Raw genomic sequence first — 15,392 nt, 5'->3', positions numbered from 1 at the left:
GGGGCTTCCCGACAAAAGGATGAATATGCAAGCCCTTCGCTCCTCTCTCGCCTTGTTCATGGTCGCTCTCACGGGTGGATGCGCCACATTCAGCGGAAGCCATGAACACTACTACGTCTGTTCCTATGACGTGGTTTGGGACGCAACCGTCGAAACGCTGAAGCCTCATTCCATTACGTCTCAAAATAAAGAGAAGGGCATCATCGAAACCGCCTGGATTGAAATGGAGGGCAAGGAGCGAACATTTGGCGCGTTTGGGCGGGAAGGATTCGGCAATCGGGAACGCGCCCGGCTTACGGCGACGGTGAACCGCCTCGACGATGTGGCGGCAGTCAGTGTGACTGAAACACGTCAGCGGTGGCATGCCAAGGGTGGCGTCACCCAGCAAGCCACGAGGTGGTGGCCGATCGATCCGTCGGAAGAAGTGATGCGAGACATTTCCAACCGCTTGAACGCCAAATTAGCCGAGAAAGGATGTTCATCGTCATGAAATATTTGCTGTTGGCTGTCCTCAATGGAATCCTCATGGCGACGTTGGCGACACCCGCATGGAGCGAGCGGGTGTGGGATGCCGAACTCAAACGCTATCTGACCGAGCAGGAAATGATGATGGCCGAAATCTTCATGAGCGAGGAAGAAGGCCTCAAGATCATGCTTCCCAAGTCGGAACGGGTTCGGAAGGAAACCATCAAGCTCAGTCCAGAAAAGAAAGCCCAGATCGAGGAACGCATCGGCTGGAAGTTTCCCGAGGACTCTTTCGAAGTGTACATCGGAGAAACAGGTGCCCAAGTCGATGGGTACGCCCTTGTCCAAAACACCATCGGCAAGCACAAGCCCATGACCTACATGGTCGGCGTCGACTCCAAAGGACGGGTTTCCGACGTGGAACTCCTGGTCTTCCGTGAGTCGCGCGGGAGCGAGATCCGCCAGAAGCGATTCAATACCCAATATGAAGGCAAGACGGTCCTCGATCCTGTCCGCATCAACAAGGACATCATCAACATCAGCGGCGCGACGATGTCGGTCCGCTCAATGAGCGCGGGAATCAAGCGGGTTTTGGTATTGGTTGACGAGTTCTACCTGAAACCCGCGGGCCTCGGCAGTGATACCGTCGCATCCCGCAAGACCGACAAGGGCATTTTGTCATCCATCTTTGGCAATTAACAGGAGCGGACCACGCGTCCCACTATGCGTAACTTTAACCAGCGATTCAAACTCCGTGACTCGGACCGGCACATCCGGCTGTTGTACACCCTGTTCCTGTTGCTGATGCTGGCAGGATTCACGTTTTCGTTCTTTTGGGCACATAGCATGACGGGGCTTTCCCCACAGGGGATTGCCGATCATTACCGCGGCTCAGACGCGACCTTTGGCGAGCCCATGTCCTTTCGTGAATTGGCGGAAGTGACCCACTTCCACCTGTTCACCATGCCGGTGGTGTTCATGATCCTCATTCACGTCATGTATCTGACGAACGCCAGTCATCGCCTCAAAGCCGCGGTCACCTGGGGCGGGCTCGGAGGAGTGATGCTCGACCTGATCTCACCCTGGTTGATCAGCTATGTGTCACCGATTTTTGTGATCACCATGTTGACCGGAGATACCCTCATGACCGTCAGCTTCCTGATCATGATGGGCATCCCGCTCTACGAAATGTGGATATTGCAACAGCCGTTAATGGCGGGGAAACATTCGAGTCCCGGCTAAACAGCCAGGATCGTTCAATCAGTCGAGCGGCCAGAGGTTATTCGCCCAGAGCCCGAGATCACGGACGTGGTCTCGGGCTCTTTGTTTTTGAGAGGAACGTTATGCAGTTCACGATCGCCACAACGCTGAGTCCAGCCGTTCTGAAGATACAGGGATTACTCCGAAAGACCGATCGCCTGAGAATTCCGATCGGGTCTCGCCGCGAGATCGAAAGCATCCTGGTCCGCCAGATCGGTCAAGAGATCGATTGCGCCCTTCCCTGGCAGGCCGGGCATGGGCGGCGCACCGCCGCCGTCGCCCTCAGGATCGGACAGGCCGCTGCGCTGACGGATGAAGAGTTGCACCATCTCAAGCTGGCTGCCCTTCTTCACGATATCGGGCTCTTGATGCTCCCACCCCGCCTCACCGAGAGCAGAGACTCGCTTGAGCCAGAAGCCTACGTCGCCATCCAGCAACATTCCCGTCTTGGCGCGACACTCCTAGAACCGTTTCCGTTCCTGAGAGAGGCCTCGGTTCTCATCGCCCATCATCACGAACGGTGGGATGGATCAGGTTATCCCTATGGCATCCAAGGGGCTTACGTCCCATTGGGCGCCAGAATCCTGGCGATCGCCGACGCCTTCGATGCCATCCTGGTCCCTGAGGTCTCCGAGCGGTCTCTCCGCAACCGCATTGCGCTGAGAATGATCCGCGTCGCATCCGGCACCCAATTCGATCCCCAACTGGTTCATCTCTTGGAAGATTGTCTCATCGAGGGAGGACATGATCAGATTTCGACGCTGAACTCCCCGCGTCAATCAATTGTTTCTGATCGCATGAAATAGGACGCACCATGACACGCCATGCATCCCCGACACGCACACTTGGTCACTCGCTGCTTGCCCTTCTGGGGATTACCTTCCTGACTGCCGGATATGGGTGTTCCGGAGGAAGCAGTTCGCCCGGCACATCTTCGACAGCGGCCACAGCCGGCACGGCAGGTGCCGAGCAAGCCGTAGGAGAGCGCCTGTTCCTCGAAACCCGCTTTGCCCAGGCGTTCAAGGTGTTCCTGGACAACGGCGGCGACATTAACGATCCCAATGCAGGCGACGCCGTCGTCAATACCGTGGAAACCCTGGGGGCACCGATCGACCCGGGACCGTTTAAAGGACTGTCCATGAATTGCCGGGCCTGCCACATGGTTGATGACGTACTGACAGCTCCCGGTGGCGGGATGCGGACCTACGCCGATTTCGCGCGTCGCAGCCCCATTCCCGCACGGGCCGACGGAAAGACTCATGCCCCCCGCAACTCACCGGCACTCGTCAATTCGACCCTGGATCGACCGGGTGGAGTCCTGTTCCACTTCGACGCGGAATTCAACTCGATGGAAGACCTGGTCGCAGCTACCTTTACGGGAAGAAACTTCGGGTGGCTGCCTGGAGAGAAGGCACAGGCCATCGCGCATCTCGCACGAGTGGTCCGTGGGGATGATGGATCCGGTGATCTGGCACAGCAATTCGACGGGCTGTCCTATCGGCTGCTCTTTACCGGCACGAATGCCGCCATCCCTGATGAATTCAAGCTGCCGCCACAGTTCCGTGCGTTTATCGGATCGGGCACCGATCAAGAAATCTTCGACGCCGTCGTGAAGGTCGTGGCCGCCTATGTCAACGGCCTCCTCTTCTCGCAAACCGACGACAACGGCACCCCGATTCGCTCACCCTACGATGTCTTCCTGGAACTCAATGGGCTGCCCGGCCGGCCGGATGCAAACGAATCGCCCCTCGATTACAGCCGACGCCTCAGAACGCTCGTAAATGGATTGGCCAGTCCGCAATTCGTGGCCGCCAATCCCAACAGGTCAAACGGCCAATTTCAGTTCCATTCGCAGAGCTTTCAATTTGGAGCAACGGAGCTGGAAGGGTTGAAGATGTTCCTCGCGGAACCGGCAGCACTTCCCCTCACACAGAACCAACTGAATGCAGGCAGGATCGGCAACTGCGTCGCATGCCATGCCGCACCGAACTTCACGGACTTCAAACTGCACAACACCGGCACCACCCAGAAAGAATACGACGACCTTCATGGGGCGGGCCAGTTCGCAGGACTGCCAATTCCGAATTGGGCCGCCCGAAACGGGAGCTACGATCAGTTCCTCCCAGCAACGGAGACCCACCCTGCGGCATTGGAGCCCTTCCGTGCCATTCCCACTTTGGCTAGTCCAGGGTTGACTGATCTCGGAGTCTGGAACGTCTTCGCCAATCCGGACATGCCGGGCCCACAGGCCAAGATCCGCACCCTTCTATGCGACGACCAGGAACCCTGTCCGCTCTCTGACGGTGTCCTACTCGATCGGGCTATCGCTCGGTTCAAAACACCTGGCCTCCGGGATCTCGGTCACTCGGCGCCTTACATGCACACCGGGCAGTTCGACACATTGGATGATGTCGTTCAGTTTTATCGAAGCGCATCCGACCAAGCGCGAGCAGGGACGCTCCGCAATGGGGCCACGCAGCTTGGGGGCATTGCACTGACCGCTGGAGACGTGGCGTCGGTTGTGGCGTTTCTGAAGTCGCTCAACGAGGACTACCAGTAAGGAAGGACTGAGACAAGCACCCTGACCAGCCGGCGTGCTCAACGCGCCGGCACCGGAGTGGGAGGGAGCCGACCCCTCCCACTTCACAGGCGGGGGCCCTCAGTCCTCCTGAGGCCCCCCGCCCTCACTTTTCTTGCAGCCCGGTCGTTCCGGAAAGCTGTTATGAAGACTTCTTGATCTGCTCGGCCAGATAGCCGGTCAGGCCGACTTGAGCAATCGTGGTCAGTTGCCGTTCGAAATAATCAACATGCTCTTCCGAATCCACCACCATCTCTTCCAGCTTCTGACGGGTGGTGAAGTCGCCCACCTTGGCCGCATGGGCGATGGCTTTCCGGAGCATCTCCACATCTTCCTGCTCAAACGCGAGGTTAACCTCGAAGAGGTCCTTGACCGACGGGCCCTCTTTCACGCGATCCAGTTTCCCGACATCGGGCAGTCCACCCAGATAGAGGATGTGCCTGACCAGTTGGCCGGAATGGGTGATCTCTTCCGTATACAAATGCTCAAACTTCTCCGCCAGCCGTTCATACCCCCAGTGCCGGCACAACTCCGCGTGCAGCAGATATTGATGCACGGCGGTCAATTCGGCCGTGAGGATCTCACCAAGCTGATCGAGGATTCCTTCTTTCGCTTTCATCAGCGCGCGTCCTTTCCTTCATAACAGGAGACAGACTTCCCGGTTAGCTGTCTTTCTTGATCTGCTCGGCGAGGTAATTCTCAACCCCGACCTGTTTGATCGTTTCCAGTTGCGTCTCGATCCAATCGATGTGCGCGTCCACATCCTTCGCCATGTCTTCGAGCATGTGGCGGGTCGTGAAGTCCGCCACCTTGGTGCAGTGGACGACCCCTTCACTCAAAAGCGCAAGCATTTCCTGTTCCGCCTTCAGATCAAGCTTGAGCTGTTCGGGAACCGTTTCCCCGACCTGCACCGTATTCATGCGCTGCACGTTCGGCACCCCTTCGAGATAGAGGATGTGCCCGATCAACACATCGGCATCCTTCATCTCGTCGATGCTGCGCTCGCGCACCTTGTGATGCAGCCGCTCATAGCCCCAGTTGTCACACATCTTGGCATGCACGAAGTACTGATTGATGGCCGTGAGATCGGCCGTCAGGACCTTATTCAATATGTCAATCACACCCTCTTTTGCTTTCATGGATGCTCCCCCCTTTCTCTGGTCAGGCAGGCCCTCTTGCAGGGGCTCAAGCAGGTTTGATCGTCAGCGGTCACCGACTTAACAACCTCATTATCGTCCGCCGTGCGACGCCCGTCAACCGATGGAATCGGGATGGCCGGGCCACGATAAAAGGCAAATGAAAGCGTTTCTCAGTTTCGATGGTCCGGGGAATATGAGGAGAGAAGATCCGACAGTCGAACGGCGGCGATTAGCCGGCTTCGCGATACCCGCATTCTTCATTGCGACACTGCACGCTGCGGCCCGCCTGCTTGCTGACCTTCTCAATGAGGAACGGCGCCTGGCAGGTGGGACAGGCCTTGTTGATGGGGCGATCCCAGAGGGCAAACTCGCACTTCGGATAATTGCTACAGGCAAAGAAAGAGCGGCCCTTCTTGGTCCGCTTCTGCACGAGGTCCCCGCCGCAGTCCGGCTGCGGGCACTTCACGCCCAGCGCCAGCGGCTTGGTCGTCTTACACTCGGGGTAGGCCGAGCAGGCGATGAACTTTCCAAACCGGCCTGTCTTGACCACCATTGCGCTGCCGCACTTGTCGCACTTCTGGTCGGTGGTGAGCTCAACCTTCGGAACAATTCTTATGGTCCCGTCTTCAAGCCTCTGAAAGTTCTGGGTATTCTTGCAGGGCGGATCGTCCTTATACCCGGGACAGGCCAGGAACTTTCCGTTCCGTCCCCACTTGATCTCCATCATCCTGCCGCATTTCTCGCAAGGGATATCCGTCGGCGGCTCAACCGTGTCCTTGGGGCCGGGTATCGTCTTGGCCCGTTCCAGCTCCTTCGTGAACGGCGTGTAGAAGTCGCGCACCGCCGTCACCCAGGGCTTGGTCCCTTCCTCCACTTCATCGAGTTGCTCTTCAAGGTGCGAGGTAAAATCGACATTAATGAGTTCCGGGAATCCCTTCATCAAATAATCGTGAACGGTTTTCCCCGTCTCGGTCGGCACCAACCGCCCCTCGGTCTTTTCAACGTATTTCCGGTCCTGAATCGTCGAGATGATGGCCGCATAGGTGGACGGACGCCCGATGCCTTTTTCTTCCAGTTCCTTGATCAGCAACGCCTCGTTGTACCGGGGGGGCGGCTGGGTGAAATGCTGCTTGGAGAGCAGGCCCGGCACCGATTGCCCTTCCTGTTCGACCAATCGCAGTTGTTCCCCTTCTGACAAAGCAGGCAATTGACGCTCGTTATCGTCCTCCGCGTCCTGATCGGCTTTCGGCTTCTGCGTCGGCAGTTCTTTATCCACGCCTTCCATGTAGACGATGGTATGGCCAGGGAACTTCACGACCGTTCCGGTCGAACGGAACCCGAACTTCTCATTCGTCCCGACCGGCGTGGAATCGATTCGCGTCACGTCCAAAATAGCCGGAACCATCTGCGAGGCGATGAAACGATTCCAGATCAGCTTGTAGAGATTGTACTGATCGTGATCCAGATATTGACGGATCGACTCGGGATCGCGGGCGGCCGACGTGGGCCGGACCGCTTCGTGCGCTTCCTGAGCCGCCTTCGAGGTCTTATACACATTCGGCGTGGCCGGGAGATATTCCGCCCCGAACCGGGCCTGAATCACCTCGCGCGCTTCGGCCATCGCTTCGTTCGAGATCCTCGGAGAGTCGGTTCTCATATAGGTAATGAGACCCGTCGCCCCCTCGGCCCCGATTTCAATACCTTCATAGAGCTGCTGGGCCAGCGTCATCGTCTTCTTCGGAGAGAAATGCAGCTTGCGGGCGGCCTCCTGTTGCAACCGGCTTGTGATGAAGGGCGCGACGGGATTCCGCTTCTTCTCCCGTCGCTCGATCGACTCAACCACGAACGGCTTGCCGTTGATGGCCTCCACCACCCGCCCGGCCTGTTCGGCATTCTCGATCGAGGCCTCTTGGCCATTGATGCTGTGGAGCTTGGCTTCAAAGGAGGGCGGATTGGCGCCGGCGAGCAGGGCAGTCAACGACCAGTACTCTTCCGTCCGAAACGCTTCCCGCTCGGCTTCCCGTTCGCAGATCAGCCGCATCGCGACAGACTGCACGCGCCCCATGCTGAGCCCACGGCGCACTTTATTCCACAACAACTGGCTGCCTTGATAGCCGACGATGCGGTCCAGCACGCGGCGCGCCTGCTGGGCATTGACCAGATTCATGTCGATTTCGCCCGGCGCCTGCAGCGCGCGCTTGATCGCCGACTCGGTGATCTCATTGAAGAGCACCCGGAACACTTTTCCGTCCTTCTTCTTTTTGGACTTCCCCTTCAACTCTTCCGCAATGTGCCAGGCAATTGCCTCTCCTTCACGGTCGGGGTCCGGCGCAAGAAAGATCTTGTCGGCCGCTTCGGCCTTCTTCTTGATTTCGGCGAGGACTTTGGACTTCCCTTTGATCGTGACGTACTGCGGTTCGAAATCATGCTCGAGATCGACGCCCAGCTTGCTGGTCGGCAGATCCTTGATGTGACCGACGGAGGCCATCACGGTGTAGCCGCGCCCCAGATATTTGGTAATCGTCTTCGCCTTGGTCGGCGACTCAACGATGATCAACGATTTCGCCATGACCACCCCATGCTCAAATGACTCCCGTCCCCATCCGTATCAAAATTTCCTTCATCCTGCAACTGGAATGCACTCGTGTGTGATTCACCGACGCAGATACTGTTGTCCGGGAAGCTGCCTGATATGGCCGCGAAGCTCCAGCGACAACAGCGTGGCCACGACCCGGGCCGCGCTCATCTGCGTCTGTTCGATCACCGCATCGACTGACTGCGCCTCGTAGGACAGCGCCTCGTACACCCGCTGTTCTTCCGGCCCCACGCGATCGCCCGGAACTGACGACATCACAACATGATTCATCCGCCCGCGCAAGGACGGCTCCACCTGCGGCAGCAGATCTTGCAGAATGTCCGCCGCACAGTCGACCAGCTTCGCGCCTTCTTTGATGAGTCCGTTCGACCCGCGACAGCGCTCTTCCCTGGCGGAACCGGGCACGGCAAAGACCTCGCGCCCCTGCTCCAATGCCAGCTTCGCCGTGATGAGCGATCCGCTGCTCACCGCCGCTTCGGCGACCACCACCCCCACGGACATACCGCTGATGATCCGGTTCCTTCTCGGGAAATGATGGCTCTGCGGCGGCGAACCGACCGGAAGCTCGGCGAGCACCGCGCCATGCGCCTCAATCTGCCGACGCAACTGGTCATGCTCCGGAGGATAGGTCCGGTCCACTCCACAGCCGAGCACGGCGATTGTGCGGCCGTTCCCGGCCAGCGCGCCGCGATGCGCCGCCGCGTCGATGCCGCGCGCCATGCCGCTGACAATCGTCCATCCCCCCTGGGCCAGTTCCTTCGCAATCTCTTCCGTCACCGCACGCCCGGCGGGAGTCGCATGCCGCCCGCCGACCACTGCGACGGCCAACCCGTCCTGTTGCTCGAGCGAACCCGTGTAATACAACAGCGGAGGCGGATCGTGAATCATCGCGAGCCGCTTGGGATAGGCCGGATCAGACAGGGTGATCACGCGAATCTTCAACCGCTCGATCAGCGCAACCTGGCGATCGATCTGCCCGCGAACCTTCAGGTCAGGTCCGCGCCCAACAGCCTCTGCCAGCTCAGCGCTGCAACCGGCCCGGATCAAGTCCTCCCGGGAGGCGGCCAGCGCCCGCTCCGGCGATCCGCACGTCTGCACAAGCTTCGCGAGCGTCCGGTCGCCCACACCCTCGATTGCCTGCAGCACCAACCAGGCGGTGAGTTGCGCAGCATCCATGAAACGTGACCACCAGAGAAGCGGCCGTCGAAGAGAGGGGAACATCCCCGCCATCGTCGGTCGCTGCGTGACCGGGCTACAGAAGAGACTGCGCCGGAGGCATCCCCGCCTACAGCGCGACGAGATCGTACTGTTCGAGATGGAGCTTGTCGTCCGGCGTCACAAGGATCTTGGCCGAACAATCCCGCTCCAGAATCTCCACACCTTGGCGTTCTTCGTCCTGCAACAGATCCGCGACCGCGGGGTGCACACCGATGACGATCCGCTGGCACTCGCCCGCCTCGCCGATCTTGCGGATCTCGCGGAAAATTTCATACGCCACGGTCGTGGGAGACTTGGTATAGCCCCGGCCTTCACAGTAATGGCAGGGCTCGGACAACGAACGGAGCAGATCCTCGCGGACCCGCTCGCGCGAGATCTCGATCAACCCCAGGTCGGAGATCCGGGAAATGCGCGTGCGCGCCTTGTCCGACGCCATCGCATCGACCAGCGCGTGATAGACCTTATCCCGGTTTTTCTCCCGCTCCATATCGATGAAATCGACGATGATGATCCCGCCGATGCCCCGCAGCTTGATCTGATAGGCGACCTCTTTGGCCGCCTCAAGGTTGTTGCGGAGGATCGTTTCCTCCTGATCGCGTTTGCCGACGAACCGGCCGGTATTCACGTCGATCACGGTCATGGCTTCGGTATGATCGATCACCAGATACCCGCCCGACTTGAGCCAGACCTTCCGGCTCATCGCGCGCGAGATTTCCTGCTCGACGCCCAGATGATCGAACAGACTTTCATCTTTGTCGTAAAAGTGAATCCGCGACGTCTGTTCCGGCGAGAATCGCTGGACAAAATCCCGGATGGCGTCATACTCCCGGCGCGAATCGATCCAGAGCCGGTCGACTTTCCTGCCGAAGAGGTCCCGCACGACACGGAAGCTCAGGCTGAGGTCGGTGTGCAATAATGCCGGCGCCCCCAGCTTTTCCCGATTCGTCAGAATGTCCTGCCAAAGCACATGCAGAAAGTCGACGTCGGACTTCAGTTCGTCCTCCTTGACGCCTTCGCTGACCGTCCGAACGATGTAGCCGCACCCGGGGCGGCGGACCCGCCGCATGATGTCCTTCAAACGGGCGCGCTCTTCATCCCGCGCAATCCGGCGGGACACTCCGATATGCTCGACGTTCGGCATAAACACCAGATAGCGGCCCGGCAGCGACACATAGGTCGTGACACGCGGCCCCTTTGTGCCGATCGGACCTTTTGAGATCTGCACCATCAATTCCTGGCCTTCGCTCAGGAGCTGCTCGATCGGCTTGGCGCTCTGGCGTTTCGGCCGCAGCATATCCGCATCTTTATCGTCTTCGTCCGCCTCCACCAGCAGATCGCCGGGCTCCGCATCCTCCGAGAGATCGGACACGTGCATGAACGCGGCCTTCTCCAATCCAATATCGACAAAGGCCGCCTGCATGCCCGGCAGCACCTTGGCCACTTTTCCTTTGTAAATGTTCCCGACGAAATCCTTGTGCTTGGCCCGGTCGCCGAACAAATCGGTGACGACCCCGCCATCCAACACAGCCACGCGGGTTTCTTCCCGCGAAACGGCAATCGCAATCTCAATACCCATACTGACTCCTTTTGTCTGCGAGAACCGGCGCCGCGCCGTGGGCGAAGGACGCAGGCCGAGGGCCCAGGTCCCATACATCCGTCCACAACACGCGGCTCCGGCTTCTCAATCTGGTTGCTCGATACACCGCTACCTAACTCACAAAGCCACAGTACTTTCCAATCGGTTCAATAGAACAAGCTCAAGCGTCTTCGCTTCACATTCAGCAGGAGTCCCAGCGACGCCATCGTCATAATGGTGGCGCTCCCCCCGTAGCTCATGAGGGGAAGGGGAATCCCGACGATCGGAAACATGCCGGCCGTCATCCCGATATTGACGACCACACAAAAACACAACATCGCCACAATGCCAGCGGCTAACAGCGCCCCCAACTGGTCTTTGGCCTTCGACGCGATTTCAAGGGACAGCCAAATCAACCCGACAAAGAGCACCAACAGCAGCAGGACCCCGAGGAAACCCCATTCCTCCGCATACACGGCAAAGACAAAGTCTGTATGACCTTCGGGCAGGAACTTCAGTTGGCTTTGCGTGCCCCCATAAAGCCCTTTCCCCATCAATTCCCCCGATCCAATCGCAATTCTGGACTGCAAGGCGTGATAGCCCTTTCCTCCCGGATCATAATCCGGATCCACGAAGGCCATAATGCGCTGTCGCTGATAATCATGCAAGGACCCCCATACCCCTTCCCAGGCAAAGGGGAACAGCATGAGGGAAAAGAGCAGAATCACCCCCAGGGCCTTCGAGCGCACCCCGACCATCAACAGCATCGCCGCATACACCGCCACAAAGCTTAATCCGCTGCCCAGGTCGGGCTGCTTCACAATCAGCAGCAAGCCCGGCAGCATCAGCAACCCCGGCAGCACCACCCGCTGCAACCATCCCACGCGGGGCGCCTTGGAGTAGTAATGCGCCAGCACCAGGATCAGAACGAGCTTGGCAAACTCGGAGGGCTGGAAGCTGAACGGCCCGAGCGCGATCCAGCGCTGGGCGCCCTTGCTGGTCCGGCCCTCCAACAGCACAAACGCCAGCATGAGCAACACCACGCCATAGGCGGGATAGGCCAGCCGGGCGATGCGATGGTAGTCGGACACCAGCATGACGACGAACGCCACGCCGCCCAGGAAGATCCAGACCAGCTGTTTGAGATAATACGGGGCCGCGCCGCTCTGCTGGGTGTGCGTCACGCTATGAATCGACAACACCCCGATGCCCAAGATGGCCACCACGAGCGCCAGGAAGCGGTAGTCGAAGTTATCGAGGCCGCGGTTGTCGATCAGCCGGTCGATCATCTGCCGTCACGCCTCGCTTTCCATCGCAGCATCCTCATGACCCGGACGCATCCGTTGGCGCCTGCGCCTTCAGTTTCATATAGGTTTCGATTACTTCCTTGGCCAGGGGCGCCGCCGCCGACCCGCCGTGGCCCATATGCTCTGCCAGCACGGCCACCGCGATCTTCGGAGACTCCACCGGAGCAAAGGCGACGAACCAGGCATGGTCTCGAAATTTCTTGGGAATATCTTTCTCCGCCTTTTTCTCTTTGGCAAGCGCGGTCGTCTGCGCCGTCCCGGTTTTCCCGGCAATCGCCACGATGGAGGACTTCGCGCGCGTGGCAGTGCCTTCCGTCACCACATCGGCCAACGCCTCCTTCACCAGCCGAAACGTCTCCGGCTTGGCATGCACTTTCCCGCGAGGCACGGCAGGCATCTCTTGCAGGTTTCCCGTCATCCGATCCATGATGGCCTGCACCAGGCGCGGCCGGTAGCTCACCCCGTCGTTCGCCACCGTGCCGATCATGCTGGCCATCTGCAGGGGCGTCACGGTCACGTACCCTTGCCCGATCGCCGCGGAGATGGTCTCACCCGGCAACCAGGCCTCTTTCTTGGCCTTCATCTTCCAGGCCGTGGAAGGAACAATCCCCACCCGCTCAGATGGCAACTCGATCCCGGTTTCATGCCCCAGGCCAAACTCCTTGGCATACTCCGCCATCGTATCGATCCCCATGCGTTGTCCGATGGTGTAAAAATAGACGTCGCAGGAATGGACCAGGGCTTTGTGGAGATCGACATACCCGTGTCCGCCGGCTTTCCAATCGCGGTACACCCGCTTGCCGAACTGATAGCCCCCTGTACAGAGCACGGAGCTTGACGGCGACATCGTATTGGACTCCAACGCCGCCACCGCCATCGGCACCTTGAAGGTGGATCCTGGCGGATATTGGCCTTGCGAGGCCCGATTATTCAACGGGCGCCCCTCGTTCTGCACGATTTCGACCCATTGTTTCGGCGTGAGCTCGCGCGAGAGCACATTGGGATCGAAACCGGGACGGCTGGCCATCGCCAGGATATCGCCGCTGGTGGGATCCAGCGCGACGATCGCTCCCGATTCCTCTCCGAGGAGATCCTCGGCCACCTTCTGCAGCCTGATATCGATCGTCAGGTAGAGGTCATTGCCGGACTGCGGCTTGTCGACCTGCACCGTCCGCTTTTCGTGTCCCAACGCATCGACCTCGACGCTTTTCTGCCCGGCCTGGCCCCGCACATGGCGATCGAAGGACTTTTCGACCCCGTACTGACCGACGATGCTGCCTTGATGAAGATCCGCGAACTCCGGCTTCTCCAACTGCTCCGGTGAAACTTCTCCCACATAGCCTATGAGATGCGAGGCCGCCATACCGCCGGGATAATTGCGCTGCGACTCGACCTGAATCATGACGCCAGGCAGATCAAGCCGATGCGATTCAATGAGCGTCGCATCGCGCAGCGTCAACCGATCCTTGATTTTCCTGGGAAGCATCTTGCTGCCCCGTCCCGCGAGCTTCTTCCGGATCACGGCAGAATCGAGCCCCAGCAACTCGGAGAGCTTCTGCACCAGTCCCTCTCGATCCTTGACATCTTCCAGCGTGACATAGAGGCTGAAACTGGGCACATTATTCGCCAGCAGCACGCCGTGACGGTCATAGATCAGCCCCCGAGCCGGCTCCAGCAGCACGGACCGCGTGCGGTTATTCTCCGACAGGTCCCGATAGTAGGGCCCCTCACGAATCTGCAAATGCCAGAGCCGCAACCCCAGCAACCCGACGACCAGCAGCAGCCCGATCCGCAGCAGGGTCAGCCGCCGCTGCAACTCTCCGAGTTCGGAATCATGGGTGCCTGATGTTGCCATGGTGTCGCTTACAATTCCTGCTCCGTCGCCAGCCGATCCAGATGGAATCGACTCCAGAGCAGCCAATACCCGATGCCCCCGATGACGGCATCAAGGCAGGCCTGGGGCACAATGATCGTTTGGAGCACCCACCAGATATTTTGTTGTTCGCTCAGCTTGGCCGCCCACATCGTCACAAGGCCGCCCCCGATCGATGCCACGAGCAGCCCGCTCACCAGTAGGATAGGTGTCACCTGCGCCATCTGCCGGCCGGCCAGCCCGGCCAGAAAACCGGCGCCGCCCTTCACCGTCATACTGGCAGCAAGATCCCCCGCTGAGAACAAGCTCATCGCCCAGCCCAGAAAGAGGCCCACCAGCAATCCCTCCAACTCTCCCGCCAGGAGCCCGACAAAGCACACCGCCACCAACCCGACATCCGGTTTGATATTCCAGACACTGAGGTGCGGCAAGAGGGTCGTGTGCAACACCACCAGACCGGCGATCAGCACGCTGTAGAGCAGCACTCTCATGGTTTCGTCTTCACGGAGGGAAGTCCCTCCCCCTGGCTCTCCTCGTTCGCCCCGTAGGAGGATTGAATCACCAGCACCTCTTCCACCCGGGTGACATCCACCTCGGGCCGGACTTCCGCTGATTGGAACAGGGCCCCCTCTTCTTTGTCGATCTTGGTAATGGTGCCGATGGCCAACCCGCGCGGGAATCCCCCGACCAGCCCGGACGTCACGACATGATCCCCGCTCCGGACGTTTGACAGCAGGGGGATATACTTGAGTCGTGCCAGCCCTTCGGTCGTCCCTTCGACGATGCCCTCGTCGCGCGTGCGTTGAATCAACCCGGCGATCGCATTATTCGGATCGGACACCAGCAACACCACCGAGGTCGCGAGGGTGGCCTTGACGATACGCCCCACGACGCCGGCTGAAGTGACCACGCCCATATCGGGCCGAATTCCGTCCGAGGTCCCTTTATTCAGGATAATCGTTCGATACCAGTTATCCGTGTTCCGCCCGATGACCTGGGCCGCCACCATGGTCGGAAGGGCCTGAGCCTTGAATTCGAGCAGCGCCGTCAACCGCTCCGTGGCCGATGCCGCCTCACGCAACTGGCTGTTCTGTCCCTGCAATCGCTCAATTTCTTTCTTGAGCCGCCGATTTTCGTCTTCGACGCCCTGTAAGGCGAGATAACGATGCCAGACCTCGCCGATCCCGTCTTCGATCGAAGCCACCATGCGGACAGGCCAGCTCAGGACCCACCCGACCGGTCCACCCAGCCCTTGGAACATGGTTTGGAGTTGATGCGGCAGCAGGAAGAAGCCCAGCAGGACGAGCAGAAACACGCCGAGAGCGAGACGCCGTGCGCCGTACGATGAACGAAAATTGGCCATCCGCATAGAGGGATGGG

At 59.5% G+C, this 15,392-nt stretch carries 14 protein-coding genes; 5 read left to right on the top strand and 9 right to left on the bottom strand.

What is annotated here, in order from left to right; genetic code table 11:
- The first annotated feature begins 25 nt into the window (after positions 1 to 25).
- The 5 genes from ACO9S2_RS11405 (at position 26) to ACO9S2_RS11385 (ending at position 4,285) form a co-directional block, all read left to right on the top strand.
- Positions 26 to 490: a hypothetical protein gene (locus ACO9S2_RS11405; RefSeq protein ID WP_423722292.1), complete on the top strand. Its 465-nt coding sequence runs from the start codon at positions 26 to 28 to the stop codon at positions 488 to 490.
- A complete protein-coding gene (locus ACO9S2_RS11400) occupies positions 487 to 1,164 on the top strand; it encodes an FMN-binding protein (protein WP_423722290.1) in 678 nt (225 codons plus the stop codon). Before ACO9S2_RS11405 ends, ACO9S2_RS11400 begins: the two co-directional genes overlap by 4 nt.
- Positions 1,165 to 1,188: 24 nt before the next feature.
- The gene (locus ACO9S2_RS11395; protein WP_423722289.1) at positions 1,189 to 1,707 is read left to right on the top strand and encodes a hypothetical protein; all 519 of its coding nucleotides are present in this window, start codon (positions 1,189 to 1,191) and stop codon (positions 1,705 to 1,707) included.
- Positions 1,708 to 1,808: 101 nt separating this feature from the next.
- Positions 1,809 to 2,531, top strand: coding sequence for an HD-GYP domain-containing protein (locus ACO9S2_RS11390; RefSeq protein ID WP_423722287.1), 723 nt, complete (start codon positions 1,809 to 1,811; stop codon positions 2,529 to 2,531).
- Between the two features lie 8 nt (positions 2,532 to 2,539).
- Complete coding sequence (locus ACO9S2_RS11385) at positions 2,540 to 4,285, top strand: hypothetical protein (RefSeq protein WP_423722285.1); 1,746 nt, start codon at positions 2,540 to 2,542, stop codon at positions 4,283 to 4,285.
- 160 nt (positions 4,286 to 4,445) lie between these two features.
- Here the strand turns inward: ACO9S2_RS11385 and bfr (ACO9S2_RS11380) are convergent, their stop codons facing one another.
- The 9 genes from bfr (ACO9S2_RS11380) to mreC form a co-directional block, all read right to left on the bottom strand.
- Positions 4,446 to 4,922, bottom strand: a complete 477-nt coding sequence (gene bfr / locus ACO9S2_RS11380) for a bacterioferritin (protein ID WP_423722283.1) — start codon at positions 4,920 to 4,922, stop codon at positions 4,446 to 4,448.
- Between the two features lie 43 nt (positions 4,923 to 4,965).
- Positions 4,966 to 5,442, bottom strand: a complete 477-nt coding sequence (gene bfr, locus ACO9S2_RS11375; RefSeq protein WP_423722281.1) for a bacterioferritin — start codon at positions 5,440 to 5,442, stop codon at positions 4,966 to 4,968.
- A 229-nt stretch (positions 5,443 to 5,671) separates the two neighbouring features.
- On the bottom strand, positions 5,672 to 8,011 hold the full coding sequence (topA, locus tag ACO9S2_RS11370; protein ID WP_423722279.1) for a type I DNA topoisomerase: 2,340 nt from the start codon (positions 8,009 to 8,011) through the stop codon (positions 5,672 to 5,674).
- 84 nt (positions 8,012 to 8,095) lie between these two features.
- On the bottom strand, positions 8,096 to 9,214 hold the full coding sequence (gene dprA / locus ACO9S2_RS11365; protein WP_423722277.1) for a DNA-processing protein DprA: 1,119 nt from the start codon (positions 9,212 to 9,214) through the stop codon (positions 8,096 to 8,098).
- 109 nt (positions 9,215 to 9,323) lie between these two features.
- A complete protein-coding gene (locus tag ACO9S2_RS11360; RefSeq protein ID WP_423722276.1) occupies positions 9,324 to 10,832 on the bottom strand; it encodes an Rne/Rng family ribonuclease in 1,509 nt (502 codons plus the stop codon).
- A 167-nt stretch (positions 10,833 to 10,999) separates the two neighbouring features.
- Positions 11,000 to 12,121, bottom strand: a complete 1,122-nt coding sequence (rodA, locus tag ACO9S2_RS11355; protein WP_423722274.1) for a rod shape-determining protein RodA — start codon at positions 12,119 to 12,121, stop codon at positions 11,000 to 11,002.
- A gap of 34 nt (positions 12,122 to 12,155) precedes the next feature.
- Positions 12,156 to 13,994, bottom strand: coding sequence for a penicillin-binding protein 2 (mrdA, locus tag ACO9S2_RS11350; protein WP_423722273.1), 1,839 nt, complete (start codon positions 13,992 to 13,994; stop codon positions 12,156 to 12,158).
- Positions 13,995 to 14,002: 8 nt separating this feature from the next.
- Positions 14,003 to 14,503: a hypothetical protein gene (locus ACO9S2_RS11345; protein ID WP_423722271.1), complete on the bottom strand. Its 501-nt coding sequence runs from the start codon at positions 14,501 to 14,503 to the stop codon at positions 14,003 to 14,005.
- Positions 14,500 to 15,381 carry a rod shape-determining protein MreC gene (mreC, locus tag ACO9S2_RS11340; protein WP_423722269.1) on the bottom strand — a complete coding sequence of 294 codons (882 nt, stop codon included), beginning with the start codon at positions 15,379 to 15,381 and terminating at the stop codon, positions 14,500 to 14,502. The genes ACO9S2_RS11345 and mreC overlap by 4 nt, the downstream gene beginning before the upstream one ends.
- Positions 15,382 to 15,392: the final 11 nt, after the last annotated feature.

Origin of the sequence: Nitrospira sp. NS4, assembly GCF_049546785.1 — a bacterium.
GTDB lineage: Bacteria > Nitrospirota > Nitrospiria > Nitrospirales > Nitrospiraceae > Nitrospira_D.
The sequence above is the reverse complement of the archived record's forward strand: the minus strand, read 5'-3'. Positions and strand labels throughout refer to the sequence as shown.

Excerpts from the sequence above, each read along its gene's own strand:
- ACO9S2_RS11405 (WP_423722292.1), top strand. The coding sequence starts at position 26 with ATGCAAGCCCTTCGCTCCTCTCTCGCCTTGTTCATGGTCGCTCTCACG.
- ACO9S2_RS11400 (WP_423722290.1), top strand. The coding sequence starts at position 487 with ATGAAATATTTGCTGTTGGCTGTCCTCAATGGAATCCTCATGGCGACG.
- ACO9S2_RS11395 (WP_423722289.1), top strand. The coding sequence starts at position 1,189 with ATGCGTAACTTTAACCAGCGATTCAAACTCCGTGACTCGGACCGGCAC.
- ACO9S2_RS11390 (WP_423722287.1), top strand. The coding sequence starts at position 1,809 with ATGCAGTTCACGATCGCCACAACGCTGAGTCCAGCCGTTCTGAAGATA.
- ACO9S2_RS11385 (WP_423722285.1), top strand. The coding sequence starts at position 2,540 with ATGACACGCCATGCATCCCCGACACGCACACTTGGTCACTCGCTGCTT.
- bfr (WP_423722283.1), bottom strand. The coding sequence starts at position 4,922 with ATGAAAGCGAAAGAAGGAATCCTCGATCAGCTTGGTGAGATCCTCACG.
- bfr (WP_423722281.1), bottom strand. The coding sequence starts at position 5,442 with ATGAAAGCAAAAGAGGGTGTGATTGACATATTGAATAAGGTCCTGACG.
- topA (WP_423722279.1), bottom strand. The coding sequence starts at position 8,011 with ATGGCGAAATCGTTGATCATCGTTGAGTCGCCGACCAAGGCGAAGACG.
- dprA (WP_423722277.1), bottom strand. The coding sequence starts at position 9,214 with ATGGATGCTGCGCAACTCACCGCCTGGTTGGTGCTGCAGGCAATCGAG.
- ACO9S2_RS11360 (WP_423722276.1), bottom strand. The coding sequence starts at position 10,832 with ATGGGTATTGAGATTGCGATTGCCGTTTCGCGGGAAGAAACCCGCGTG.
- rodA (WP_423722274.1), bottom strand. The coding sequence starts at position 12,121 with ATGATCGACCGGCTGATCGACAACCGCGGCCTCGATAACTTCGACTAC.
- mrdA (WP_423722273.1), bottom strand. The coding sequence starts at position 13,994 with ATGGCAACATCAGGCACCCATGATTCCGAACTCGGAGAGTTGCAGCGG.
- ACO9S2_RS11345 (WP_423722271.1), bottom strand. The coding sequence starts at position 14,503 with ATGAGAGTGCTGCTCTACAGCGTGCTGATCGCCGGTCTGGTGGTGTTG.
- mreC (WP_423722269.1), bottom strand. The coding sequence starts at position 15,381 with ATGCGGATGGCCAATTTTCGTTCATCGTACGGCGCACGGCGTCTCGCT.